The organism is Bradyrhizobium sp. WSM471 (assembly GCF_000244915.1).
GTDB lineage: Bacteria > Pseudomonadota > Alphaproteobacteria > Rhizobiales > Xanthobacteraceae > Bradyrhizobium.
Window position 1 is genome coordinate 63,824 of record NZ_CM001442.1, and the last position, 24,392, is coordinate 88,215.

21 protein-coding genes are annotated in these 24,392 nt (G+C 64.4%); 15 read left to right on the plus strand and 6 right to left on the minus strand.

What is annotated here, in order from left to right; all coding sequences use genetic code 11:
- Window positions 1-202: 202 nt before the first annotated feature.
- The 3 genes from BRA471DRAFT_RS35995 to BRA471DRAFT_RS00300 form a co-directional block, all read right to left on the minus strand.
- Window positions 203-868 (minus strand): DUF4145 domain-containing protein, encoded by a 666-nt coding sequence (locus BRA471DRAFT_RS35995; RefSeq protein WP_007603870.1) that lies wholly within the window; start codon window positions 866-868, stop codon window positions 203-205.
- 255 nt (window positions 869-1,123) lie between these two features.
- On the minus strand, window positions 1,124-2,551 hold the full coding sequence (locus tag BRA471DRAFT_RS00295; protein WP_007603871.1) for a serine hydrolase: 1,428 nt from the start codon (window positions 2,549-2,551) through the stop codon (window positions 1,124-1,126).
- 145 nt (window positions 2,552-2,696) lie between these two features.
- Window positions 2,697-3,758 carry a helix-turn-helix domain-containing protein gene (locus tag BRA471DRAFT_RS00300; protein ID WP_007603872.1) on the minus strand — a complete coding sequence of 354 codons (1,062 nt, stop codon included), beginning with the start codon at window positions 3,756-3,758 and terminating at the stop codon, window positions 2,697-2,699.
- A 274-nt stretch (window positions 3,759-4,032) separates the two neighbouring features.
- On the opposite strand from BRA471DRAFT_RS00300, the gene BRA471DRAFT_RS00305 reads away from it, so the two are divergent.
- The 3 genes from BRA471DRAFT_RS00305 (at window position 4,033) to BRA471DRAFT_RS00315 (ending at window position 8,556) form a co-directional block, all read left to right on the plus strand.
- On the plus strand, window positions 4,033-4,950 hold the full coding sequence (locus BRA471DRAFT_RS00305) for a pirin family protein (RefSeq protein WP_007603873.1): 918 nt from the start codon (window positions 4,033-4,035) through the stop codon (window positions 4,948-4,950).
- A 77-nt stretch (window positions 4,951-5,027) separates the two neighbouring features.
- Window positions 5,028-5,942: a phosphoribosylaminoimidazolesuccinocarboxamide synthase gene (locus BRA471DRAFT_RS00310; protein WP_007603874.1), complete on the plus strand. Its 915-nt coding sequence runs from the start codon at window positions 5,028-5,030 to the stop codon at window positions 5,940-5,942.
- Between the two features lie 397 nt (window positions 5,943-6,339).
- Window positions 6,340-8,556, plus strand: coding sequence for an SLC26A/SulP transporter family protein (locus BRA471DRAFT_RS00315; protein WP_035974561.1), 2,217 nt, complete (start codon window positions 6,340-6,342; stop codon window positions 8,554-8,556).
- A 213-nt stretch (window positions 8,557-8,769) separates the two neighbouring features.
- Here the strand turns inward: BRA471DRAFT_RS00315 and BRA471DRAFT_RS00320 are convergent, their stop codons facing one another.
- Window positions 8,770-10,263, minus strand: a complete 1,494-nt coding sequence (locus tag BRA471DRAFT_RS00320; RefSeq protein WP_007603876.1) for an NAD-dependent succinate-semialdehyde dehydrogenase — start codon at window positions 10,261-10,263, stop codon at window positions 8,770-8,772.
- 123 nt (window positions 10,264-10,386) lie between these two features.
- Window positions 10,387-10,707 carry a hypothetical protein gene (locus BRA471DRAFT_RS00325; RefSeq protein ID WP_007603877.1) on the minus strand — a complete coding sequence of 107 codons (321 nt, stop codon included), beginning with the start codon at window positions 10,705-10,707 and terminating at the stop codon, window positions 10,387-10,389.
- Between the two features lie 347 nt (window positions 10,708-11,054).
- On the opposite strand from BRA471DRAFT_RS00325, the gene BRA471DRAFT_RS00330 reads away from it, so the two are divergent.
- Together BRA471DRAFT_RS00330 and BRA471DRAFT_RS00335 are read left to right on the plus strand one after the other, a co-directional pair.
- On the plus strand, window positions 11,055-12,248 hold the full coding sequence (locus tag BRA471DRAFT_RS00330) for a serine hydrolase (RefSeq protein WP_007603878.1): 1,194 nt from the start codon (window positions 11,055-11,057) through the stop codon (window positions 12,246-12,248).
- A gap of 78 nt (window positions 12,249-12,326) precedes the next feature.
- The gene (locus BRA471DRAFT_RS00335) at window positions 12,327-14,021 is read left to right on the plus strand and encodes an AMP-binding protein (RefSeq protein WP_007603880.1); all 1,695 of its coding nucleotides are present in this window, start codon (window positions 12,327-12,329) and stop codon (window positions 14,019-14,021) included.
- A 115-nt stretch (window positions 14,022-14,136) separates the two neighbouring features.
- Here BRA471DRAFT_RS00335 and BRA471DRAFT_RS00340 read toward each other — a convergent pair whose 3' ends face one another.
- Complete coding sequence (locus BRA471DRAFT_RS00340; protein WP_007603881.1) at window positions 14,137-15,138, minus strand: adenosine kinase; 1,002 nt, start codon at window positions 15,136-15,138, stop codon at window positions 14,137-14,139.
- Window positions 15,139-15,263: 125 nt separating this feature from the next.
- On the opposite strand from BRA471DRAFT_RS00340, the gene murJ reads away from it, so the two are divergent.
- The 10 genes from murJ (at window position 15,264) to BRA471DRAFT_RS00390 (ending at window position 24,364) form a co-directional block, all read left to right on the plus strand.
- Window positions 15,264-16,814, plus strand: coding sequence for a murein biosynthesis integral membrane protein MurJ (gene murJ / locus BRA471DRAFT_RS00345; protein WP_007603882.1), 1,551 nt, complete (start codon window positions 15,264-15,266; stop codon window positions 16,812-16,814).
- A gap of 73 nt (window positions 16,815-16,887) precedes the next feature.
- Window positions 16,888-17,940 (plus strand): tryptophan--tRNA ligase, encoded by a 1,053-nt coding sequence (gene trpS, locus BRA471DRAFT_RS00350; RefSeq protein WP_007603883.1) that lies wholly within the window; start codon window positions 16,888-16,890, stop codon window positions 17,938-17,940.
- A 106-nt stretch (window positions 17,941-18,046) separates the two neighbouring features.
- On the plus strand, window positions 18,047-18,541 hold the full coding sequence (locus BRA471DRAFT_RS00355) for a universal stress protein (RefSeq protein ID WP_007603884.1): 495 nt from the start codon (window positions 18,047-18,049) through the stop codon (window positions 18,539-18,541).
- A gap of 172 nt (window positions 18,542-18,713) precedes the next feature.
- On the plus strand, window positions 18,714-19,283 hold the full coding sequence (locus BRA471DRAFT_RS00360; RefSeq protein WP_007603885.1) for a NifU family protein: 570 nt from the start codon (window positions 18,714-18,716) through the stop codon (window positions 19,281-19,283).
- A gap of 85 nt (window positions 19,284-19,368) precedes the next feature.
- The gene (gene tsaB, locus BRA471DRAFT_RS00365) at window positions 19,369-20,064 is read left to right on the plus strand and encodes a tRNA (adenosine(37)-N6)-threonylcarbamoyltransferase complex dimerization subunit type 1 TsaB (RefSeq protein WP_007603886.1); all 696 of its coding nucleotides are present in this window, start codon (window positions 19,369-19,371) and stop codon (window positions 20,062-20,064) included.
- Window positions 20,061-20,546, plus strand: coding sequence for a ribosomal protein S18-alanine N-acetyltransferase (rimI, locus tag BRA471DRAFT_RS00370; RefSeq protein WP_007603887.1), 486 nt, complete (start codon window positions 20,061-20,063; stop codon window positions 20,544-20,546). Before tsaB ends, rimI begins: the two co-directional genes overlap by 4 nt.
- A 38-nt stretch (window positions 20,547-20,584) precedes the next feature.
- The gene (locus BRA471DRAFT_RS00375) at window positions 20,585-21,040 is read left to right on the plus strand and encodes a Fur family transcriptional regulator (protein WP_007598312.1); all 456 of its coding nucleotides are present in this window, start codon (window positions 20,585-20,587) and stop codon (window positions 21,038-21,040) included.
- Window positions 21,041-21,721, plus strand: coding sequence for an HAD family hydrolase (locus tag BRA471DRAFT_RS00380; RefSeq protein ID WP_007603888.1), 681 nt, complete (start codon window positions 21,041-21,043; stop codon window positions 21,719-21,721).
- A gap of 191 nt (window positions 21,722-21,912) precedes the next feature.
- Window positions 21,913-23,301 carry a tRNA (N6-isopentenyl adenosine(37)-C2)-methylthiotransferase MiaB gene (miaB, locus tag BRA471DRAFT_RS00385; protein ID WP_007603889.1) on the plus strand — a complete coding sequence of 463 codons (1,389 nt, stop codon included), beginning with the start codon at window positions 21,913-21,915 and terminating at the stop codon, window positions 23,299-23,301.
- Window positions 23,302-23,305: 4 nt separating this feature from the next.
- Window positions 23,306-24,364, plus strand: a complete 1,059-nt coding sequence (locus tag BRA471DRAFT_RS00390; RefSeq protein WP_083843113.1) for a PhoH family protein — start codon at window positions 23,306-23,308, stop codon at window positions 24,362-24,364.
- Window positions 24,365-24,392 lie beyond the last annotated feature (28 nt).

Here is a 24,392-nt window from a genome sequence, read left to right on the forward strand (position 1 = left end):
TCGTAGGTCGTCGTCGTGCCTTGGCTATCGGTCGCCGACCGGCCGACGACGTTGCCGTGCGAGTCGTACATCGTGCGCGCTGTTGCGCCGGGGCGGTGGAGGTCAGAATCGTGAGCGTCAGCAGAGCGATCAGCACGCCGGATGCGCGCATCTCGCCGAATGTGATCTTTTGCGGGGTGGTCGTCATTGGCCGTTCGCTCGATTACGACGTTCTTCGCTTGCGAAAATCCTCGATCTGCTTCGGGAGCTCGTGCATGACGCGCATCAAGAATGTCAGGAACTCAACGACATCTTTTGCGTCTTTCTCGCTTGTGCCACTCGATCCCGGCTGCGGATGGGTGCCTTCATTCGCAAGCTCCCGGACTTCGTGCGACCAGTCTTTCATAATGGGAAGGATAAGACCCTTGTCAGCAAGGTCGTCAATTTCCTGCTTGAGATTACTGCCCCTGGCTCCGTGAGATCGTGCGACGAGTTGAACAGCAGAGCGCGCCATCAACGCAGCGGCCGTCCAGTTCTGTCCCTCAATTGATCGTCGCGCTTCGACCCAGTAGCGACCGGCATCATCGGGCCAATGCTTTGGGTAAGTTGTCGTGCTCCGATGCCAAGGTAGGACTTGGTAGTCGTGCGACGCTCCAGAGCCATGGCTGTGTTGGCCAGCAGACCAGAACGCAAACATAAAATTTCCGCAGTTGCCGCATTTCAGCGTGTCATAGTTGAGCGCCTTGCGAGTGCTACCCGGCTTCTTTCGCTCAAGGTGCTGAATAGTTTCAAAGTTGCCTTCCGCACCACAAAATGCACAGGGAATCTGATGCGTCGCTAATTTGTGGCCGGGATAACCTGACCATTCCCCGAGATCCCACCAATCCATTTTCCACCCCCAGCCGATGCCTCCGCCTCCGAGGCCGCGGGCGGAGATGTTATTCCAGAACGGGGATGATTCCCTCAAAACAATAGCAGGTGCTAGGCTGTCGCTAGCCCTGCGCTGGTGGTGTCAAAAATTATTCTGATTTTTACACCCGCTGGACACCGCCGCGCGGATGCGTTGATAATATTAGGGTTTTAGGTCTCACCGCTCTCCCACAAGGGGAGAAGGGAGGAAGGCAGCGCACTCCTCACTATCTTCTCAATTCCCCCTCGCCACCTTCCCCTTCTCGCGCGTTGCCGCAACCACATCGCGCACCAGATCGAACACACCGTCCGCTTCCGGGGGCCAGTTCGGCGAGCGGCCCATCCGCACGATCACCAAGCGTTCCGACGGAATCACGATCGTGTACTGCCCGATCGTGCCCTTGGCGAAGAAGGCATCGCGCGGCCAGCCGTGATCGATGCGGAAGGTCGCGCCAAAACTGTCGCCCTGGTTGGTCCAGAAGCCGGCGCCGATGCCGACCCAGGCATTGGGCGTCGCCGACGCCGAGTAATTCACCCATCCCTCAGGCAGGATGCGCCTGCCGCCGGCGACGCCGTCGTTGAGATAGAGCTGGCCGAAGCGCGCCCAGTCGCGCGCGGATGCGAGCATCTCGCTCGACCCCTTGATCGTGCCGGCGCCGTCGAGCTGGAGCGTGACATGGCGCATGCCGAGCGGCGCGAACAATTCGCGGCGCGCGAAGGCAAGCGCATCCGCGGGATTGCCGCCGGCCGCGTTGCGGATCAGATGCGCGAGCAGGATGGTGTTGCCATCGTGATAATTCCACACGGTGCCCGGCGCGGTCGCAAGCGGCATGCTCGCGGCATATGCTGCCATGTCGTCTTCGGTGAATTTCATGCGATTGACCGGCTCGAAGGCGGAGCCGAGCGAGGCCTGCAGCGAGCTGCCGAGCGCCAGACCCGCGGTGTGGCGCAGCAATTGATCGACGGTGATGGCGTGACGGGGATCGTCCGGATTTGTCCAGGCGGCGACCGGTGCGGGCCCGTCGAGCTTCAGTTGGCCCTGGCGCACGAGGATCCCGGTGAGAGCCGAAATCACGGACTTGGTCATGGAGAAGCCGAGCAGCGGCGTCTCCGGTCCGATGCCGTCCGCATAGCGCTCCGCAATGATGCGGCCCGACTTCATGATGACGATTGCGCGGGTGCGGCGGTATGGCGGCTGCGCAGGTTCGGCGAAGGCATGATCGAGCGCGGCTGACAGCTCCGGGCTTTGCGGCGACACGATTGCGGGGCCGGCAATCTCGGGCAGCAACGCCGGCTGCCTGTCATCCGGCGGCAGCCTGACGTCGGCAATCTCCGCACCGTGCTCGAGCGTGCAGCCGAGACCCTCGCGATAGACGGCATGGCTGCGGCCAATGCCGAACAGGGTCACCGTGACCTCCTTGCGTGCGCGATCGACCTGATAATCCATCGCCCAGGTGAGCAGACCGGCGCCCGGCATCGCATCAATGGTCTCGGACAAATTACGCCTGATATCGAGGCCCGAGACAAACGTCTCGGAACAGAGCACGTCGGCGATGAAGCCGGTGGCGACCTTGGGCACGTCATGGGCGCGAACCGCGCCGAGCGCGAGGCCCGCAATGGCGGTGGTGGCGGCGAGTAGGACGATCTTGCGGCGGCGGGTCACGGGCTTGCTCCGGCTTGAGGCGTGTGCCGAAGACGAAGCGGCATTCACGCGATGCCCGCTCGCCGGATTTGGAAAACGGCGTAGCCGAAAACCGCGAGACGCTCGCCGATTCTGAAATAGCCGCGATATTTCAGTGCCCTAAAGCTTAGACAGCATTCACCTTGAGCCGCCGGTATTCCGTCGGCGTCACGCCGGTCACGGCCTTGAAGGCGCGGTTGAAGGGGCCGAGCGACTGGAAGCCGGAATCCATCGCGATGGTGATGACGGGGACTTCGGCCTGGGCGGGATCGGCCAGCGCGGCTTTGGCCTCCTCGATCCGGTGGTTGTTCAGGAACACATTGAAATTGCGGTAGCCAAGCCCCTGGTTGATCAGCCGGCGCAGCCGGTATTCGGGAATTTTCAGCCGGCCCGCCAGCACGCCGATGCTGATGTTCTCCTGCCGATAGATCCGTTCGTCCGCCATCAGCCGCATCAGGGCGTCGATGAGCTTCTGGTCGGCGGCGTCCTCGCCCACAGGCTGGCTCGCCGCGATCGCCGGCGCAGCCTCCGCGGCAGCTGGAAACAGGTCGGCGCCATCGACGCGCATCATCGCATAGGCGATAGCCGCAACGATGCTGGCAAGCACGCCGGCGTTGACGGTGTTGGCGACGTCGCCGACGTCGCTGCCGACGACGAGGATCTGGAGCACCGCGTTCAATCCGCCATAGAGCGCGGCAGCACAGACGATGAAGACGCGAACACGGCGGCGGCGCTCGACCAGATCGGCCGACCATGAGGCGATCGTCTGCATGATCGCGAGCGCAATGAAGCCGAGCACGATCATGTTCACCGCAGTGACGGCGGACCGGACATGTCCGCCGGGTGCGATCCAGAGACAGCTGACGAAGCTGAAGGCTGTCACCAGCCCCCAGGTCAATCCGTGCCACCGGTGCAGGCGAAACTCGTCGTCGAACAGCGCGCGCGTGAACAGCCAGAACACCACGATATTGCCGGTCGACACCGCGATCAGCGGCGCATGCCATGCCGGGACCAGCGACGATACGCCGACGGAATAGCTCGCGGCATGCGCTGCCGAGCCGAGCGCAAAGGCCGCACCGAGCCGGGCTGCCAGAACATTGCGGAAATCCGAGAGCAATGACGCTGCTAGCACCAGCAGCAGCGCGACGCTGGCAGCACGAAACGCGAGCTCGGTTGCGGCAAGGGTCATCGGGTGCTGCGATGGGTCGCGGTTGACATCAGCCGAACATCCTTCGTTGCGCCTATTTTTTCAAGGACCATCGCGCGCCTTGCACTCTGTCATCGTCCGGCTTGACCGGACGATCCAGTATTCCGGGACGGTCATGATCGAACAGGTAGGCCGCGGCGTACTGGATCGCCCGCTTTCGCGGGCGATGACGGCGGAGTATGTGGTCCGGGCTCAGCCGCGACGGCCGCACGAAATCCTGCTAGGATTTAGCTCGAAAAAGCCAAAAGGAGTCCACATGAGCTGGCAACCCTCGAACGATCCCGTGCTCGGCGATCCCATGTCCTGCGATGCGCTCGATCTCGTCATCGTGCCGCGCACGCGCGATCTCGGCGATGGCTTCGCGGTCCGGCGCGCATTGCCGCACGGCAAGCGCCAGATGGTCGGTCCCTTCATCTTCTTCGACCATTTCGGGCCGGTGCAATTCGTCTCCGGCAAGGGCATGGATGTTCGGCCGCATCCGCATATCGGGCTTGCCACCGTCACCTATCTGTTCGACGGCGCTATCATGCATCGCGACAGTGAGGGCAACATCCAGGAGATCCAGCCCGGCGCGATGAATTTGATGACGGCCGGCCGCGGCATCGCGCATTCCGAGCGCACCCCGGATGTACAACGCGCCTCGGGGCAGAAGATGCTCGGCCTACAAAGCTGGATCGCGCTGCCGGCCGGATCGGAAGAGATCGCGCCGTCGTTCCAGCACTACGGCGCTGGTGACTTGCCGATGGTCTCCGAGCGCGACTTCACCGCGAAAGTGATCGCGGGCTCGGCCTTCGGCGTCACCTCACCTGTTTCGATGGTGTCGCCCTGGTTCTATACCGAGGTCACGGCGGTCGCGGGCGCGATCGTGCCGCTCGATCCTGATCACGAGGAGCGCGCCATCTACGTCGTCGACGGCGAGGTCGAGATCGCGAACGAGCGCTACGAGGGGCCGCGACTGCTGATCTTCCGTCCGGGCGACCGCATCACGGTGAAGGTGCTCAAAGCCACACGGATGATGTTTCTGGGCGGCGACGCCCTGGAAGGCCCGCGCCACATCTGGTGGAATTTCGTCTCCTCCAGCAAGGAGCGGATCGAGCAGGCCAAGCAGGACTGGAAAACCGGCCGCTTCGCGGCGGTTCCGCAGGAACATGAGTTCATTCCGCTGCCGGAATAGGCTATCCCGGTTTCCGGTCGCGCGATCAGGCGCGGCCGGATGTCCTGTCGCAAGGCCTTGCTCCGAAAGTTCTGCCGATGACCACCATGCTCTCCAGCGACCTGCCGCTGCCCAAGATCGGGCGCGGCAAGGTACGTGATATCTACGCCGTCGACGACGACCGCCTGCTGCTCGTCACCACCGACCGCATCAGCGCCTTCGACGTCGTGATGGGCGAGACCATCCCGATGAAGGGCGCGGTCCTGACGCAAATCAGCGCGTTCTGGTTCAACGAGCTCGAAGGCGTGGTGCCGCATCACATGATCAGCGCCGACACCAACGAGATCGTCGCCGCCGTGCCGGCCTTGAGACCGCATCGCGCCGAGATTCTCGGCCGCGCCATGCTGTGCCGCCGCACCACGGTATTTCCGATCGAATGCGTGATCCGCGGTTATCTCTCGGGCTCGGCCTGGAAGGAATATGCGGCAAGCGGCACGCTGGCCGGCGAAAAGCTGAAAGCGGGACTGGTCGAGAGCGAGAAGCTGGAGCCTTCGATCTTCAGCCCGGCGACCAAGGCCGAGACCGGCCATGACGAGAACATCACCATCGCGAAGATGCGCGAGGTCGTCGGCGACGAGACGGCCTATACGCTCGAGAGCATGACGCGCGCGATCTACACGCTCGGCGAGGAGCTCGCCCGCGAGCAGGGCATCATCATCGCCGACACCAAGTTCGAATTCGGCCGCGACAAGGACGGCCGCATCATCCTGATCGACGAGGTGATGACACCTGATTCCTCGCGATTCTGGGCCGTCGACGCTTACAAGCCCGGCCAGCCGCAGGCGAGCTTCGACAAGCAGCCGCTGCGCGACTATCTCGACGTCGAACGCCGCGCCGGCCGCTGGAACGGCGACGCCCCGCCGCCGCCTTTGCCGGCAAGCGTGGTGGACGCGACCAGCAAGCGGTATCTGGAAGCGTATCGCCGCGTGACGGGAAGTGAGCTAAAGCTTTAGCTCGGCTGTTTCGTCCCGCGCCGTCATTGCCCGCCGGCTCGATGCCTCCCCGGCGTCGTCCTGGCGAAAGCCAGGACCCATACCGTGAGGTCTATCCCGTGCGTTCGGTGCAAATCCCGAAGGCACAATCATCGCCAAACTGCTCCCTGGGGTAATGGATCCTGGCTTTCGCCAGGACGACGCCGAATGACGGGCGCTCCAGTTTCTTCCATCTTCCGTGTATGATTGGCCGTTCACACACGATAGATCGCGTCCGCTCGGAGCGGAACCTGCTGATGGTTGAAGCAATAAGCGCCGCCAGACCTGTCGGATAGCTCATACTTGCAAGAATCCTGTTGCGCTAGGCTCGCAGTCGTCTACGTCTCGAACAGGAATTTTCATGAGCGAGTGTCACGGCGTGACCGATCCCGCAATTGGCTTCACTCCGTCGACCGGGCTTAATCCGGCGCTCAAGCGCGCGCTGAACGATATATTGGGCGGCAGCGCCGCCAGCGTCCTGACCGTCACGTTCGGGCTGTCCTATTCGCTGCTGATCTTCGCGGGGCCGCTGTCGCCCTATCTGTCCTACGGCATCACGGCAACTTTCGTCAGCTCCGCGGTACTTGCGGCCGTCGTCGCGCTCGGCAGCTCCCTGCCCTTCGCGATTGCAGCCCCCGACAGCTCGACTGCCGCGGTGACGGGTATCCTGGCCGCCTCGGTGGTCGAACGTATCGAGATCGCGAACCTGTCGACGCCGTTGCTGTCACCGATCCTGATCACGCTCGGCCTGTCGACGATGCTGACGGGATTGGTGCTGTGTGGCCTCGGCTTGACGCGGCTTGGCCGCGCCATCCGCTACGTGCCTTATCCGGTGGTCGGCGGCTTCCTCGGCGCAACCGGACTTCTCATTGTCATGGGTGCGGTCCGGGTGATCACCGACCATCCGCTGCAATTCGCGACGCTGTCGCACTTCGCCAACCGCACCATCGTGCTGGAGCTCGGTGCCGCCTGCGCCATGGCGCTGGTGCTGTATCTCACCTGGCACCGCTCGCGCAGCCCGTTCGGACTGCCCATCATCCTGGTCGGCGGCGTGCTCACCGCGCATCTGGCGTTCTGGCTCACCGGCGTTTCCTTCGATGAGGCGCGCACGCTGGGCTGGACCTTTCAGGCCCCGCCGCAAGCGGTCTTCATGCTGCCCTGGCACACCGACGATCTCGTCCGCTATCCCTGGTTTGCCATCCCGGACCTGCTTGGCAATGTCGTTGCCGTCATCTTCGTCACGGCCTCGAGCACGCTGTTCAACACCACCGGCATCGAGGTGGCCACGCATCGCGAAGCCAATCTGGAGTGTGAGCTGAACGTCACCGGCGCCGCCAATATCCTGACCGGCCTGCTGGGCGGCTACGCCGGCTGCAGCTCGACCAGCCGCTCGATGCTTAATTTCTCCAGCGGCGGCCGCGGGCGCCTGTCCGGCCTCACGGCCGCAGCGCTGTCCCTGCTGGTGCTCGCCGTCGCACCCGAGTTGCTCGGCTTCATCCCCAAATTCGTGCTCGGCGGCCTGTTGCTCTATCTCGGCGCCGACCAGTTGCACAAATGGATCATCGAGTCGCGCAAGCGTCTGTCGAAGCTCGAATATCTGTCGCTGATCGCCATCATCGCGATCATCGTCGCCTGGGGTTTCGTGCCGGGCATCCTGATCGGCGTCATCATCGGCTGCGCAACGTTTGCGTTCAGCGCCGCGCGGGTCGAATCGATCAAATACAGTTTCGACGGCGCGGAGTACCGCTCCTCGCTCGACCGCTCGCGCGACGACCAGGACGTGCTGCTGGCCCATGGCGGCAAGATCCAGGGCCTCAATCTCCAGAGCTATCTGTTCTTCGGCTCCGCCAACCGGCTCTACCAGCACGTCAAGCGATTGCTTCAGGAGCGCCCCGAATGCCGCTATCTGCTGTTCGACTTCAAGCTCGTCACCGGCGTGGATTCATCGGCTGCCTATAGCTTTGCCCAGATCAAGCGCAGCGCTGGCGAACTCGGCGTCGAGCTGATCCTGGTGCATCTGTCGGCTGCGGCCGAGAAGGTGCTGCGCTCCAGCGACTTCGTCGGCGACGGCGTCACCATCATCCCCGAACTCGATCGCGCGCTGGAATGGTGCGAGAACGAGCTCATCTCGCAGCATCAGGAGCTGGCGCAGGAAGAAGCCAGCCTACGCGACTGGTTCACGCGCATGCTCGGCAGCGAGGACGGCGCCGACGAACTGATCCGCCGCTGCCAGCGCATCGAGGTCGAAGCCGGCGAGGTCATCGTGCAGGCCGGCGACCCCGCCGATTCCATGCATTTCATCCTCGACGGCCGCGTCGGCATCATGATTCCGGCCGACGACGACCGCACCACGCGCGTGCGCAGCCTCGGCCGTTACACCACGATCGGGGAGATGGGGCTGGTGTCACAGACACCGCGCAGCGCGACGATCCAGGCCGAAGTCGACAGCGTGCTCTACGTGCTGAATACGCACCAGTTCGACGCCATCAAGACCGAGGATCCGGAGCTTAGCCACAAGCTGCTGACCTATTTCGTGTCGGTCATGGCGGAGCGGCTGACGTTTGCGAACCGGACGATCGCGGTGTTGCGGCGCTAGCGAACGCCGTAGGGCAACGAGCGCACCACACATTGGATGTCGTCCTGGCGAAAGCCAGGACCCATACCGCGGAATCTATCTATCGCAGGCGGTGGAAGTACCGGACCACCAATCTTCGCCAATCGCCTCGCTGGGGTAATGGGTCCTGGCTTTCGCCAGGACGACCCTGGAGGGGGCATTGCGTTCATCACATCCGCGAATGATGGCGAGCCCTTACACCCCCGCCATCATCACGTATTTGATCTCGACATATTCTTCCACGCCGTGATGCGAGCCTTCGCGGCCGAGGCCGCTTTCCTTGACGCCGCCGAAGGGCGCGACTTCGGTGGTGATCAGGCCGGTATTGACGCCGACCATGCCGGATTCCAGTGCCTCGGCGACACGCCAGACGCGGCCGAGATCGCGGGAGTAGAAGTAGGAGGCGAGCCCGAACGGCGAGGCGTTGCACATCGCGATGACGTCGGCCTCGTCCTTGAAGCGGATCACCGGCGCGAGCGGGCCGAAGGTCTCTTCCTGCGCCACCAGCGAGTCCGGCTTGACGTCGGCAAGGACGGTCGGCTCGAAGAACGAGCGTCCGAGCTCGCTGCGCTTACCGCCGGTGACGACCTTGGCGCCGCGCTTCACGGCGTCCGCAATGTGGCGCTCGACCTTGTCGACCGCTTTCAGATTGATCAGCGGGCCCTGCGTGACGCCGGTTTCCGTGCCGTCGCCGATCTTCATCGCCGCGACCTTCTTCGACAGCTTCTGCACGAACTCGTCGTAGATCTTGTCCTGGGCGTAGAGGCGGTTGGCGCAGACGCAGGTCTGGCCCATGTTGCGATACTTCGAGACGATCGCGCCCTCGACCGCCGCATCGATATCGGCGTCGTCGAACACCACGAACGGCGCGTTGCCGCCGAGCTCGAGGCCGAGCCGCTTCACGCCGACGGAGGCCTGCCGGTAGAGAATCTTGCCGACCGCCGTCGAGCCGGTGAAGCCGACGAAACGCACGGCCGGATGCTCGCACAGCACCTTGCCGATCGGCGCTGCATCGCCGGTAATGATGTTGAGCACGCCCTTGGGGATGCCGGCCTTCTCGGCAAGCACGGCCAGCGCCAGGGCCGAGAGTGGCGTCTCGTTGGCGGGCTTAAGCACCACGGTGCAGCCCGCAGCCAGCGCCGGCGAGACCTTTCGGGTGATCATCGAGTTCGGGAAATTCCACGGTGTGATGGCGCCGCAGACGCCGATCGGCTGCTTGATCGCGAGCAGGCGCGCATCCGGCCGCTGGGTCGGGATGGTCTCGCCGTAGACGCGGCGGGCCTCCTCGGCGAAAAACTCGATATAGGCGGCGCCGATGTCGACCTCGCCGAGGGCTTCGGTGAGCGGCTTGCCCTGTTCGGAGGTGAGGATCAGCGCGAGGTCCTCGCGATTGGCGACAATCAGCTCGAACCATTTGCGCAAGATGTTGGAGCGCTGCTTGGCGGTGTGCTTGGCCCAGGCCGGGAAGGCGCGCTCGGCGGCCTCGACCGCCCTGGTGGCGTCATCGGCCGAAAGCTGCGGAACCTTTGCGAGCTCGACGCCGGTCGCGGGATTGTTGACGGCGAAGACCGGCGATCCGACCCAGGCGCCGTCGATGTAGCAGGCCTCCTTCAGAAGCGACGGGTCCTTCAACCGGTCGCGCAGATTGGACGTGGCGTGCTGGGCACGAGCGGTGGCGGTCGGGGTCATGGCGTTACTCCCAAAGGCTTTTGCGGGCTGTTCCGGTTCGGCCGGAATATAGGGAGAAGCGGCGAGCAATGCACCGTCCCGCAACGCACATCTGCTGGGAGCCAGGCTGGGAGCGGCGCGTCCTTACGCCGCGCCGCTCAGATAGGTCTCGCGCCGGCCGATCATACGCTCGGCGGCGGCCTTGGCGTCGGCCTTCGAGGATGTCGCGCAGGTCCGGTATTCGAGATCGGGGACGTCGGAGGCGTTGCGGCGGCCGAACCAGGACTTTGAACCGACCGGCAGCAATGCAAGCGCCTGCGCCAGATTGTCGACCGCGCCGAACGAATAGAGCGCACCGGTGCCGGCGATGCGGACTTCATAGATTCCAGGCGCGATCGGCGCTTCCAGGTTCTCGCCCCGTCCGGGACGGGGATAGCGCTTCCATTCGCTCCAGGTCGAAATCATCTGAGGTCCCCATCGCGGCCGGTGGGCGGCCGCCAAAATTGCATCAAGTCTTAACGTTGGCCGTTGATCGGCCGAGAACTGAACGCCGCAGCTCACAAAATGTTTCAAGTGCTTCAAACAGTCGAAACATATCGCCAGGAGCCATCCACGGTCACCGCTGGCTGCGGCCATCCACCGCAGATTGTGACGGAGTGTTGTAGTTCAGCCGCCTTGTCGTCGGGCGCAGGGAGCCGACCGTCAAGTCACGACATCGCGACCGCGGCAGGTATGTGGATGTGCTTGCCGCGCGGCGCACGCGGGAGGACAATCGATCGCTTCCAACAATAATCAAACCGGAGGAAACGCGTATGCAAGGCAAAGCTGAGATCGATCAGATTCTGCGCCAGAAGAGCGAAGCCAGGGAGATTCCGGGCGTCGTCGCTATCGCCGCCAGCGGTACCGACGTGCTGTATCAGGGCGCGTTCGGCAAGCGCGACCTGTCCAAGCCGGATGCGATGACCGCCGACAGCGTGTTCTGGATCGCATCGATGACGAAGGCGGTGACATCAGCGGGCGCGATGCAGCTTGTCGAGCAAGGCAAGCTGTCGCTGGATGCGCCGATCGGCGAGGTGCTGCCCGATCTCGCCAAGCCGCAGGTGCTCGAAGGTTTCGATGCCAAGGGCGAGGCCAAGCTGCGTCCAGCCAAGGGGCCGATCACGCTGCGCCAGCTCATGACCCACACCGCAGGCTTCTGCTACAACATGTGGAATGGCGATCTCGCGATCTATCTGGACAAGAACGGCATCCCCGCCATCACTACGTGCCAGAACGCGGCCTTGAAGACGCCGATCATGACCGACCCCGGCACGCGCTGGGAATACGGCACCAATATCGATTTCGTCGGCAAGGCGGTGGAAGCCGTCAGCGGCAAGCGCCTTGATGCCTATCTGCGCGACAATCTGTTCGCACCGCTCGGCATGAGCGACACTGCCTTCAAGATCACCGACGACATGCGCAAGCGTCTGGTCGGCATGCATGCGCGCGGCGAGGATGGCCAGCTCGCCGCGATCCCGTTCGAACTCGAGCAGGAGCCGGAATTCCACATGGGTGGCGGCGGGCTTTATTCGACCGCGGCCGACTATATCAGGTTTACCCAGATGATCCTGAACAAGGGCCGCGGCAACGGCAATCAGGTGCTGAAGGCCGAGACCGTGACGACGATGGGGCAGAACCACATCGGCGACCTCGCCATGGGCAAGATGACCACGGCGGCGCCGATGTACACCAACGACGTCGATCTCTACCCCGAGCAGGTGAAGAAGTGGGGCCTCAGCTTCATGATCAACACCGCGAAGACCGCCGAGGGGCGCAGCGCGGGCAGCCTCGCCTGGGCGGGCCTCGCCAACACCTATTACTGGATCGACCCGGCGCGCGACGTCACCGGCGTGATCCTGATGCAGTTGCTGCCATTCGCCGACGCAAAGTGTCTCGAGGCTTTTGCCGGCTTCGAGCGCGGCGTCTATGCCGGGCTCGATGCCGGCAGCGGGCAGAAGGCGGCGTAACGCGCGCCTAACTCTCACGACACGTGACGGCCGGGCTTGTTGTCCCGTCCGTCACGCAGCTGGCTGGAGGACATGATCTTGGCAGACAAAGCCGACAGTTACGTTTGCGGCATCTCCGACACGCCGCTGCTCGGCGACACGATCGGGCGCAGCCTCGATCAGGCCGCGCGACGCTGGGGCGATCGCGAGGCGCTGGTCTCGCCCAGCCACGGCGTGAGATGGACATGGAACGAGCTTGCCGCGCGGGTCGACGCGCTCGCCGCCGGATTTGTCGCACTCGGCCTCGAACGCGGCGAACGGATCGGCATCTGGTCGCTGAACCGGCCGGAATGGACGCTGACCCAGTTCGCCGCCGCCAAGGCCGGTCTCATCCTGGTGACGATCAATCCGGCCTACCGGCTGAGCGAGCTGGAATTCGCGCTGCACAAGGTCGGATGCAGCGCCATCGTCACCGCGACGGCGTTCAAGACCAGCAACTACATGGACATGCTCAACACGCTGTTGCCGGAGCTTGCGAGCGCCAAGCCCGGGCAATTGCGCGCCGCGCGGCTACCGGCCTTGCGCATCGTGATCCAGATCGGCGGCCCCGCCTGCCCGGGCACGATCCCGTTCGAGGAGGTCGCCGGCATGGGCGGGACCCTGCATCGCGAGCAGCTCGCCCCGCTCGGTGCCTCCCTGCAATTCGACGATGCCGTCAACATTCAGTTCACCAGCGGAACGACGGGATCGCCCAAGGGCGTGACGCTGACCCATCACAACATTCTCAACAACGGCTATTTCGTCGGCCGCGCCATGCGCCTGACCGAACAGGACCGCATCTGCATTCCGGTGCCGCTCTATCATTGCTTCGGCATGGTCATGGGCAACCTCGCCTCCGTCACGCTTGGCGCAACGATGGTCTATCCCGGCGAGGGGTTTGATCCGCTCGCGACGCTGCGGACGATCGAGCAGGAAAAATGCACCGCGCTGTACGGCGTGCCGACGATGTTCATCGCCGAACTCGACCACGGCGAATTCTCGAACTTCGATCTGACATCGCTGCGCACCGGCATCATGGCCGGTGCACCCTGCCCGATCGAAGTGATGAAGCGCGTCAATAGCGAGATGAACATGGGCGAGGTCACGATCGCCTATGGCATGACCGAGACAAGCCCGGTCAGCTTCCAGAGCGCCGTCGACGATCCGCTCGATCGCCGCGTCTCGACGGTCGGACGAATCCATCCACATGTCGAGGTCAAGGTCGTCGATCTCGACGGCAAGATCGTCAAGCGCGGCGAACGGGGCGAGCTCTGCACCCGCGGCTACAGCGTGATGCTGGGCTATTGGGAGGAGGCGGAGAAAACCGCGGATGTGCTCGACGCCAACGGCTGGATGCATACCGGCGACATCGCCATCATCGACGACCAGGGCTATTGCAACATCGTCGGCCGCATCAAGGACATGGTGATCCGCGGCGGCGAGAACCTCTATCCCCGTGAGATCGAGGAATTTCTCTACCGGCATCCCAAGATCCAGGACGTGCAGATCTTCGGCGTTGCGGATACCCGCTACGGCGAGGAGCTCTGCGCCTGGATCCGCGTCAGGTCCGGCGAGACGCTGACGATGGAAGAGGTGCGCGCGTTCTGCGACGGCCAGATCGCCCACAATAAGATCCCGCGTTACGTGGAATTCGTCGACGCGTTTCCGATGACCGTGACCGGAAAGATCCAGAAATTCCTGATGCGCGATGAGGTCGAGCAGCGGCTGGGGCTGAAAGCCGCGAAGACGGCGTAGGTTGCCAACCCAATCGTCATTGCGAGCGCAGCGAAGCAATCCAGACTCTTTCCGCAGAGGCAGTCTGGATTGCTTCGTCGCTGCGCTCCTCGCAATGACGGGAGAGAGACGAGCGTTACACCGTCAACCCGCGCTGCTCAGCCAGCTCCTTCAGCGACACAAGCGGACGCGCGCCGATGTGCTGGATCACTTCGGCGGCTGCGAGCGCGCCGAGCTCGCCGCACTGCTTGTACGGCAGGTTGCGCGCCAGACCATAGAGAAAGCCGGCCGCGAAGAGATCACCGGCGCCGGTGGTGTCGACCAGCCGGGCAATGGGGAATGCAGGCGCGGCGACGGCGTCTTCCACTGACACCACCATGCAGCCCTTTTCGCTGCGGGTGACCACCCCGAGATTGACGTCGTTGCGCAACTGCTTGAGCGCGGTGTCGAAATCCGAGGTCTGGTAGAGCGAATGCAGCTCGGACTCGTTCGCGAACACGATATCGACGGTGCCGTTGCGCATCAGCCCCAGGAACTCGTCGCGATACCGATCGACGCAGAAGGAATCCGACAACGTCAGCGCCACCTTGCGCTTGGCATCATGGGCGATCTTGGCCGCCTTGACGAAGGCGTCCTTGGCGTTCTTGGGATCCCAGAGATAGCCCTCGAGGTAGACGATGCCGGCCGCGGCGATCTCGGCCGGGTCGATGTCGGCGGGCGACAAATCCTGCGCGGCGCCGAGATAGGTGTTCATGGTGCGCTCGCCGTCGTCGGTCACCAGGATATAGGAGCAGCCGGTCGCAGGACCGTCCTTCGCCGCGGGCGTGTTGAAGGCGACACCGGCAGCGCGGATGTCATGGACGTAGAGCTTCCCGATCTGGTCGTCCTTGACCTTGCCGACATAGGCTGCGCGCGCCCCGAGGCTGCCGATGCCGACGATGGTGTTGGCAGCCGAACCGCCGGAAACTTCCGTCGCCGGGCCCATGTCCTCGTAGATGGCGGCGGCCCGCGCCTCGTCGATCAGGGACATGCTGCCCTTGGTCATGCCGTGCTTGCCCAGGAAGGCTTCATCGGTCTTGACCAGCACGTCGAACAGCGCGTTGCCGATGCCGAGAACGTCATATTTCACGTCAGCCATTCACCTTGATCCTGTTTGGCGGATTGCGATACCCGCGAAAATCCGCTTCCTGTCGGTCTGAAATCTGGCTCGCGGCCTATCACGACCGGCCCTTCGCGGGCAAGCAACGGTATTATGCAGTTCCGATGATCCGCTCCTTCCTGACCGTCTCGACGGGGACACTTGCTTCACGGCTGCTGGGCTTTGCACGCGATTCCCTGATGGCGGCGCTGCTCGGTACCGGCGCCGTGGCGGACGCGTTTCTGGCGGCATTTCAGCTCGTCAATGTGGTCCGGCGTCTACTCAGCGAGGGCGCCCTGAATGCGGCGTTGATCCCGGCCTGGCTGCGCGTTCGTGACCGCGATGGCGAGGCGGCTGCGGCGGCGTTCGCGGGACGCGTGCTCGGCACCGTCAGCGCGGGCCTGATCGCAATCTCGATCGTGATTGCACTTCTGATGCCGCTGATCATCATGATCATCGCGCCGGGCTTCGTCGGCAGCGCATCGCTCGATCTCGCCGTCCAGAATGCGCGGCTGATGCTGCCTTATCTCGCCTTCGCGGGACCCGTCACGGTGCTGATGGGCCTGCTCAACGCGCAGGGGCGCTTTGCACTTACCGCGTTCTCGCCGCTGCTGTTCAACATCGCCTTGATCGCCGCGATCGCAGCACTCCTGCTGTGGCACGCCGATGCAACCGTCGCCGCGTGGATGCTGGCGGCCACCGTCGGCATCGCCGGCCTGCTGCAGCTCCTGATGCTGCTGTCGCAGCGAAGTGCGCGTCTGGCGACACCGCTGCGCGTGAGCTTCGACAAGGACATGCGCGGCTTCTTTGCCAAGGCGATCCCGGGCATGATCGCAAGCTCCGGCCCGCAATGGCTGATGGTGGCCGGCGCGATCATCGCCTCCGGCACGCCTGCCGCGGTCTCCTGGCTCTATTTCGCCAACCGCCTGATCGAGCTGCCGCTTGGCATTGTCGGCGTCGCCATGGGCACGGTGCTGGTCCCGGAGCTGACGCGCGCGGTGAGGAGCGGCGATCGTGATGCGGTTGCGCATGCGGAATCGCGCGCGCTGGAACTCGCGACCGGGCTGGCACTGCCGGCGACGCTCGGCCTGATCGTGCTGGCGGAGCCGATCGTGCGGATGCTGTTCGAACATGGCGCCTTTGGCGCGGAGGACAGCGCGGCCACGGCGCGCGCCCTGATGTGGCTGGCGCTGGGACTGCCGGCTCATGTGCTGATCAAGGCGCTGTCCCCGGCCTATTTTGCCCGCAGCGACACGATGACGCCGCTGCTGGCGACTGCCAAAGGGTTCGTGGTCGCGGTCGCGCTCGCGATCCTGCTCGGTCATTTCTTCGGCGCGAGTGGGATCGCCGCCAGCATTGCCGCCGGCGCCTGGAGCAGTGCGATCTCGCTGCTCCGGAAAGGCACGCGTGAATTCGGCTTCTCGGTCGATGCCGCCGCCCGCGACCGGCTGCCGCGAATCGTGCTCGCCGCGCTCGCCATGGGCGGCCTGCTGTGGCTGACCACGGGCCTCTTGCGTTCGGAGGCCCATGGGCTCATCCGCTTCATGGCGCTGGGATTACAGATCGCCGCCGGAATCGTCGTCTATGGCTTGCTCCTGCAAATCCTCCGCGTCGCGTCCTGGCGCGAGGCGGCCGGTGCCTTGAAGCGCCCCGCCCAGCCCGATCCCGGCGCCTGAGGTTAGCGAAATACCCTTGACGGGGCAGCGCCGCTGTTGGAAACGACGCCCCGTATCTCGCAGGAAAGCTGCCATGCCATTCGTTGAACGGGTTTTTTCGGGCGTCCAGCCGACGGGCAATCTGCACCTCGGCAATTACCTCGGCGCGATCGTCAACTTCGTGAAGATGCAGGAAACCCACAACTGCATCTATTGCGTCGTCGACATGCATGCGATCACGCAGGGCGTGGACGTCTGGGGTGGACCGGTCGAGCTCGCGCGCAACACCCGCGAGGTGACCGCAGCGTTCATCGCCAGCGGCATCGATCCGAGCAAGCACATCGTGTTCAACCAGAGCCAGGTCTCGGGCCACGCCGAGCTCGCCTGGATCTTCAACTGCGTCGCGCGCATGGGCTGGCTGGGCCGCATGACCCAGTTCAAAGAGAAGGCCGGCAAGGACCGCGAGAACGCGTCCGTCGGGCTGTTCGACTATCCCGTGCTGATGGCGGCCGACATTCTGCTCTACCGCGCCACCCACGTGCCGGTCGGCGAGGACCAGAAGCAGCATCTCGAGCTGTCGCGCGACATTGCGCAGAAGTTCAACAACGACTTCGCTGACTCGATCCGCAGCCAGGGCGCCAATGACGGCCTGTTCTTCCCGCTGCCGGAACCCTTGATCACGGGTCCGGCGACGCGCGTGATGAGCTTGCGCGACGGCACCAAGAAGATGTCGAAGTCGGACGCGTCGGATAATTCGCGCATCAATCTGACCGACGACGCCGACACCATCGCGCAGAAGGTGCGCAAGGCCAAGACCGATCCGGAGCCGCTGCCGACCGAGGAGAAGGGTCTGGAAGCGCGCCCCGAGGCCGACAATCTCGTCGGTATCTTCGCCGCACTCTCCGGCCGCTCCAAGGCCGACGTGCTCAGGGATTTCGGCGGCGGACAGTTCTCCAGCTTCAAGAACGCGCTGGTGGATTTGTGCGTTACCAAACTCGCGCCGATCGCCGGCGAGATGAAGCGCCTCGTCGCCGACCCCGGCCATATCGACACGATCCTGAACGACGGCGCCGACCGGGCGCGCGCGATCGCCGACGAGACCATGAAGCTCTCGAAGGACATCGTCGGCTTCATCCGCCGGCGTTGATTTCCGCATTCAGGACACGGCCTGCGCCACGGCGCCGGCCGCTTCCGCTCTCCCCAAGCGCGACGGAGTGTGGCAGCATGTCAGCCGTGGACATTCCGGGACATGCATGACCAGCAAGCGACTTTGCTTCGAGCCGGGTCACAAGCCCAAATGCCTCGTCATCGTCGACGACACCGCCGAATGGGATCGCGCGGTCTATTACGCCAGCCGCTGGGCGATCCGCGCCGGCGGCGGCGTGGTGATGCTCCGCATCATTGAGCCCGAACAGCAGAGCCAGGAATGGCTGGGGGTCGCCGACATCATGCGCGCCGAGGCGCAGGAGGCGGCAGAAGCCGCGCTCGACCGCGCCGCCGGCCGGGCCAACGGCATCGCTGCGATCACGCCGGAACGGGTGATCCGAGCGGGCGCCGCCATGGAACAGCTGCTGGCGGTGATCGACGAGGACCCTGACATCGCCATGCTGGTGCTCGCCGCGAACCCGGGCGCTGAAGGCCCGGGGCCATTGGTATCGCTGCTCGCGCACGCGCTTGGCACGTTCCCGGTACCGGTGACGGTCATTTCCGGCGCGCTGAGCGACCGAAGCGTGGATTCGCTGTCCTAGACTGCCGCTCTTTCGCCTCGCCTCGTTGGCCGGCAGAGGAGAAGCGGGCACCTTAACCCGCTGATATAACAGGTGAACGGCCAGCTTACCCCTTGACCGTGCGTTCGCCGTCGCTATCTGCTAGTGGATAGAGCACGCGCCGGCCTTGAACCGGCGACGTCTGGAGAAAACCATGTTCATTCAAACCGAAGCCACTCCCAATCCCGCCACGCTGAAGTTCATTCCCGGCCGCGTCGTGGTCGACGGCGGACCGATGGAATTTTCCAACCGCGAATCGGCCGCACGCTCGCCGCTCGCCGAAAAGCTGTTCGAGGTCCCAGGCGTCACCGGCGTGTTCTACGGATCGGACTTCATCACCGTGACCAAGGCGAACGGTGAATGGCAACAGCTCAAGCCCGCGATCCTCGGCGCCATCATGGAGCACTACATGTCGGGCGCGCCGCTGCTCGCCGATGGTGCTACCGCGAGCGATGTCGATCTCGATGACGAGGACGAGTTCTTCGACGAGGCCGATGCCGAGACGGTCGACATGATCAAGGATCTGATCGAGACCCGCGTGCGCCCGGCGGTCGCCAATGACGGCGGCGACATCACTTTCCGCGGCTTCAAGGACGGTATCGTCTATCTCAACATGAAGGGCTCGTGCGCCGGCTGCCCGTCATCGACCGCGACGCTCCAGCACGGCATCCAGAACCTGCTCAAGCACTTCGTCCCCGACGTGGTCGAAGTCCGGCCGATGTAGGCTGGGGCCGCAAAGGCGTGGATGGCCGGGACAAGCCCGGCCATGATGGCGAGCATTCCATGACGGATGGTGCTACGATCGCTCCATGCTGATCCTTGCCATCGATACCGCGCTGGAAGCGTGCGCGGTCGCCGTTCTCGACACCGATTCCGGCCAGCTCCTCGCGCAGGAGCAGCTTCTGATGAAGCGCGGCCACGCCGAGGCGCTGATGCCGATGATCGCGCGCGTGATGCAGTCAGCCAATCTCGCCTTCACCGCGCTCGACCGCATCGCGGTCACCATGGGCCCCGGAAGTTTCACTGGCCTGCGTGTCGGCATTTCGGCGGCCCGCGGCCTTGCGCTTGCTGCGAAGCGGCCTGCCGTCGGCGTGACCACCTTGTCGGCCTATGCCGCCGCCGTCGTCGGCCAGAGCGGAGCGGCACCGGTGATCTCGGCGATCGACGCGCGGCACGACCACGTCTATTTCCAGATCGTGGCCGGTGACGGCAGTCAGCTGGTGCGGCCGGGCGTCGCTCCCACCGACGAGGCGATCGCGGCTTCGCAATTCGGCGCGCCGCATCTGGTCGGCAATGCCGCGAAGATCCTCGCCGAGCGCTGGCCGAAAGACATGCCACAGCCGGTCGCGGTGGACGCGCAGCCCGCGCCCGACATCGGCTGGGTCGCATGGCTTGGTGCCGCGGCCGATCCCGCGACTAATCCGGCGCGGCCGTTCTACCTGCGAGCGCCCGACGCAAAGCCGTCCACACAACTGCCGCTTGCAGCACAAGCCGCAAGCTCATGATGAGACGGTTCTCGGAATGGTGGCGCGGCGGCACGGCCGTCGTCGAGCCGGCTGTCGCGCGCGACGTCGCACGGCTCGCGCAGCTCCACGGCGCCTCCTTCGCGCGCGGTTGGGGCGAAGGCGAGTTCGAGAGCATGCTCAGCGAGCGCAACACGCTGGTGCACCGGTTGCGCCTCGGCCGCAAGACAGTGGGCTTCGCGGTGTCGCGGATCGGCGCGGACGAAGCGGAGATCCTCTCGATCGCGGTCGACCAGGCCCATCGCGGCCGCGGCCTCTCTCGCACGCTGCTGATGACCCATCTCGGCCACCTGGCAGGACGCGGCGTGCGCACGATATTTCTCGAGGTCGAGGAAAATAACCAGCCGGCGCGGCGGCTGTACGACCGAGCCGGGTTCATGGTGGTCGGACGCCGCGAACGCTACTATAAGCAGCCGAACGGGGAACAATTGAACGCACTTCTGATGCGACGTGACTTGTCGTAACATTGATGGCAGAAAGCGCCCCGTCAGGCGGACATCACATGACTGGTCTTAAACCTTCCCCCGCTTCCAAGGCGTCCGGCATCGAGGCGCGCTGTGCCGCCACCGGCATGCGCATGACCGAGCAGCGCCGTGTCATCGCCCGCGTTCTCGCGGAAGCGGTCGATCATCCCGATGTCGAGGAACTGTACCGCCGCTGTGTCGCCGTCGACGACAAGATCTCGATCTCGACGGTGTATCGTACCGTCAAACTGTTCGAGGATGCGGGCATCATCGAGCGCCATGATTTCCGCGAGGGCCGCGCGCGCTACGAACAGATGCGCGACAGCCATCACGACCACCTCATCAATCTGCGCGACGGCAAGGTGATCGAGTTCACCTCCGAGGAGATCGAGAAGCTCCAGGCGGAGATCGCCCGCAAGCTCGGCTACAAGCTGGTCGATCATCGGCTCGAACTCTATTGCGTCCCGCTCGACGACGACAAACCCACAAGCTAAGTGCCTCTCGATCTCATCATCTTCGATTGCGACGGCGTGCTCGTGGACAGCGAGGTGATCTCCTGTCGCGCGCATGCGGATGTGCTGTCCAGACACGGCTATCCGATCACATCGGAGCAGGTGCTGGTCCGCTTTCTCGGCGTATCCGAGAAAGATGCACGGCGAATGGTCGAACAGGAGATCGGCCGCAACCTTCCCGACGATCTCGAGAGCCAGGTGAATGCGGCGACGCTGCGATTTTATGCCAGCGATTTGCAGCCGATCACCCATGTGGCCGCAGCGATTGGCGCAATCGATTTGCCCAAATGCGTTGCGTCGAGTGGCACGCCGGAGAAGATCCACCATGGCCTGACCTGCGCCGGCCTCTACGATCTGCTCGCTCCAAACATCTTTTCCGCGAGCCAGGTCGCACGCGGCAAGCCCGCGCCCGATCTCTTTCTGTTCGCCGCCGCGCAGATGAATGTCGCGCCGGAGCGGTGCCTCGTAATCGAGGACAGCGTCCCCGGGGTGACCGGCGCGCATGCCGCCGGGATGACCGTGCTGGGCTTTCACGGTGGCAGCCATTGCCCGCCAGGCCACGCTGAAAGACTACTGGCCGCCGGGGCCGGATTGACGTTCGACGATATGCGGCAATTGCCGGAGCTGGTCCGGCAGGTCGCGGCGGACACTCTGGCGGGCTGAATCCCTCCTCTCGGCGTCATTCCGGGGCGATGCGCCAGCATCGGCCCCGGAATCTCATGCCAAAACCTCTGGATTCCGGGTTCGCGACTGCGTCGCGCCCGGAATGACGACCGAAAAGCCCCCCAATCGCTGGATTTTCGCCTCCCCAGCCTATATCTGAGGGCGGTCCTCCCACCTCAATTCCGGATTCCATGACGCCGCCGCGCAAGCTGCACATCAAATCATATGGCTGCCAGATGAACGTCTACGATGCCCAGCGCATGGTGGACACGCTGGCCCCGGAAGGATTCGTGGAGACGGCCAGCGCTGATGACGCCGACCTCGTCATCCTCAATACCTGCCATATCCGCGAGAAGGCCTCGGAAAAGGTCTATTCGGAGCTCGGACGCCTGCGCGTCGCCAAGGACGCAGCCGCACGCGACGGGCGCACCATGCAGATCGCGGTCGCGGGCTGCGTGGCACAGGCCGAGGGCGAGGAGATCGTGCGCCGTGCACCCGCGGTCGACGTCGTCGTGGGACCGCAGAGCTATCATCATTTGCCGCAGCTGTTGAAGCGCGCCGGCCATGAAGGCCGCGCCATCGAGACCGAATTCCCGGCTCAGGACAAGTTTGGCTTCCTCGCCCAGCCCAAGCCCGGCGCGATCCGCGCCCGCGGCATTTCCGCTTTCGTGACGGTGCAGGAAGGCTGCGACAAGTTCTGCACCTTCTGCGTCGTGCCTTACACGCGCGGTTCGGAAGTCTCGCGGCCGGTGGCAAAGATCGTCGACGACGTGAAGCGGCTCACCGAGAACGGGGTGCGCGAGCTCACGCTGATCGGACAGAACGTCAACGCCTATCACGGCGAGGGACCGGACGGAAAAAGCTGGCCGCTCGGCAGACTGCTGGAGCACCTCGCGGCGCTCCCGGGGGTCGCGCGGCTGCGTTATTCGACCAGCCATCCCCGCGATGTCGATGACAGTCTGATTGCAGCCCATCGCGATCTCGATGCCTTGATGCCGTTCGTGCACCTGCCGGTGCAGTCGGGCTCGGACCGGATTTTGGCCGCCATGAACCGGAAACATACCGCCGATGATTATCGGCGGGTCGTCGACCGTTTCCGGTCCGCACGCCAAGACATTGCTTTCTCATCAGATTTTATCGTCGGCTTCCCCGGCGAGAGCGAGCAAGATTTTCTCGCCACCCTCGCGCTTGTCACGCAAATCGGCTACGCTGCGGCATATTCGTTCAAATACTCCGCCCGGCCGGGAACGCCGGCCGCGGACATGCAGGAGACGGTGTCCCCCTCCGAGATGGACCAACGATTGGAGCGGCTCCAGGAACTGATCGACAGCCAGCAATCGGCCTTCAACAAGGCTGCGATTGGCTCAACGGTCGATGTGCTCTTCGAGCGTCCGGCCCGCAAGGACGGCCAGATCGTCGGCCGCACCGCCTTCCTCCAGCCCGCGCATGTGATGGCCTCGCCCGACATCATCGGACAGATCCTGCCGGTCCGGATCGACAGTCTCGAACGCTACAGCTTCCTCGGCGAGCTCGCCATGGCGCGCGTGCCCGCTTTATCGCCCATCGCCACTGGAGCCTGAACCCTTGCCAAAAAGCGCATCGGATTCGTCTTCTTCCATCGCTCCCAGCCGCAAATTTGACCGCGACATGCAGGTTCCGCCCGAGACCCAGGTCGTCATCGACTTCGACGACAACCGCGCCGCGTCGGCGCTGGTCGGCCCTTACGGCCAGCATCTGGCACAGATCGAACGGCGGCTCGGCGTCGTCGTCGATTCCAAGGGCAACCACATCACCATCGGCGGCTCGCGCGACGGCTGCGATGCCGCGCGCCGCGTGCTGGAGGCGCTCTACGCCCAGGCCGTGAAGGGACAGGATCTCGACCAGGGCGAAGTCGAGGGCGCGATCCGGGCTGTGATCGCGCAGGGCTCGCTGTTCGAGTTCGACGCCAAGTCGGCCAAATCCACCTTCGACAGCATCAATTTGCGCAAGCGCCCAGTGCGTGCGCGCACGGCGGCGCAGGATTCCTACATCCGCGCGCTGAAGCGGCACGAGCTGGTGTTCGGCATCGGCCCCGCCGGCACCGGCAAGACCTGGCTCGCGGTCGCGCATGCCGCGCAACTGTTCGAGCGCAAGGAAGTCGACAAGATCATCCTGTCCCGCCCGGCGGTGGAAGCCGGCGAGCGGCTCGGCTTTTTGCCCGGCGATCTCCGCGAGAAGGTCGATCCCTATCTTCGCCCGATCTACGACGCGCTCTATGACCTGATGGACGCGCGCATTGTCGAGCGCGCGCTGCAGACCGGCGAGATCGAGATCGCCCCGCTCGCCTTCATGCGCGGTCGCACGCTGACCAACGCGGCCATTATCCTGGACGAGGCGCAGAACACAACGTCGATGCAGATGAAGATGTTTTTGACCCGCCTCGGCGAGAACAGCCGCATGATCGTCACCGGCGATCCCTCGCAGATCGACTTACCGAACGGCCAGACCTCGGGCCTCGCCGAGGCGACGCGCCTGCTGAGCGGCGTCGAAGGTATTGCGCAAGTTCATTTCAAGGCCGAAGACGTGATCCGTCACGAACTGGTGGCGCGGATCGTCTCCGCCTACGAAGGGGCGCCGCAGCGGCCGGCCGCCGGTAAATCCTGACGAGGCAGCAACCGGACCATATGGGCGC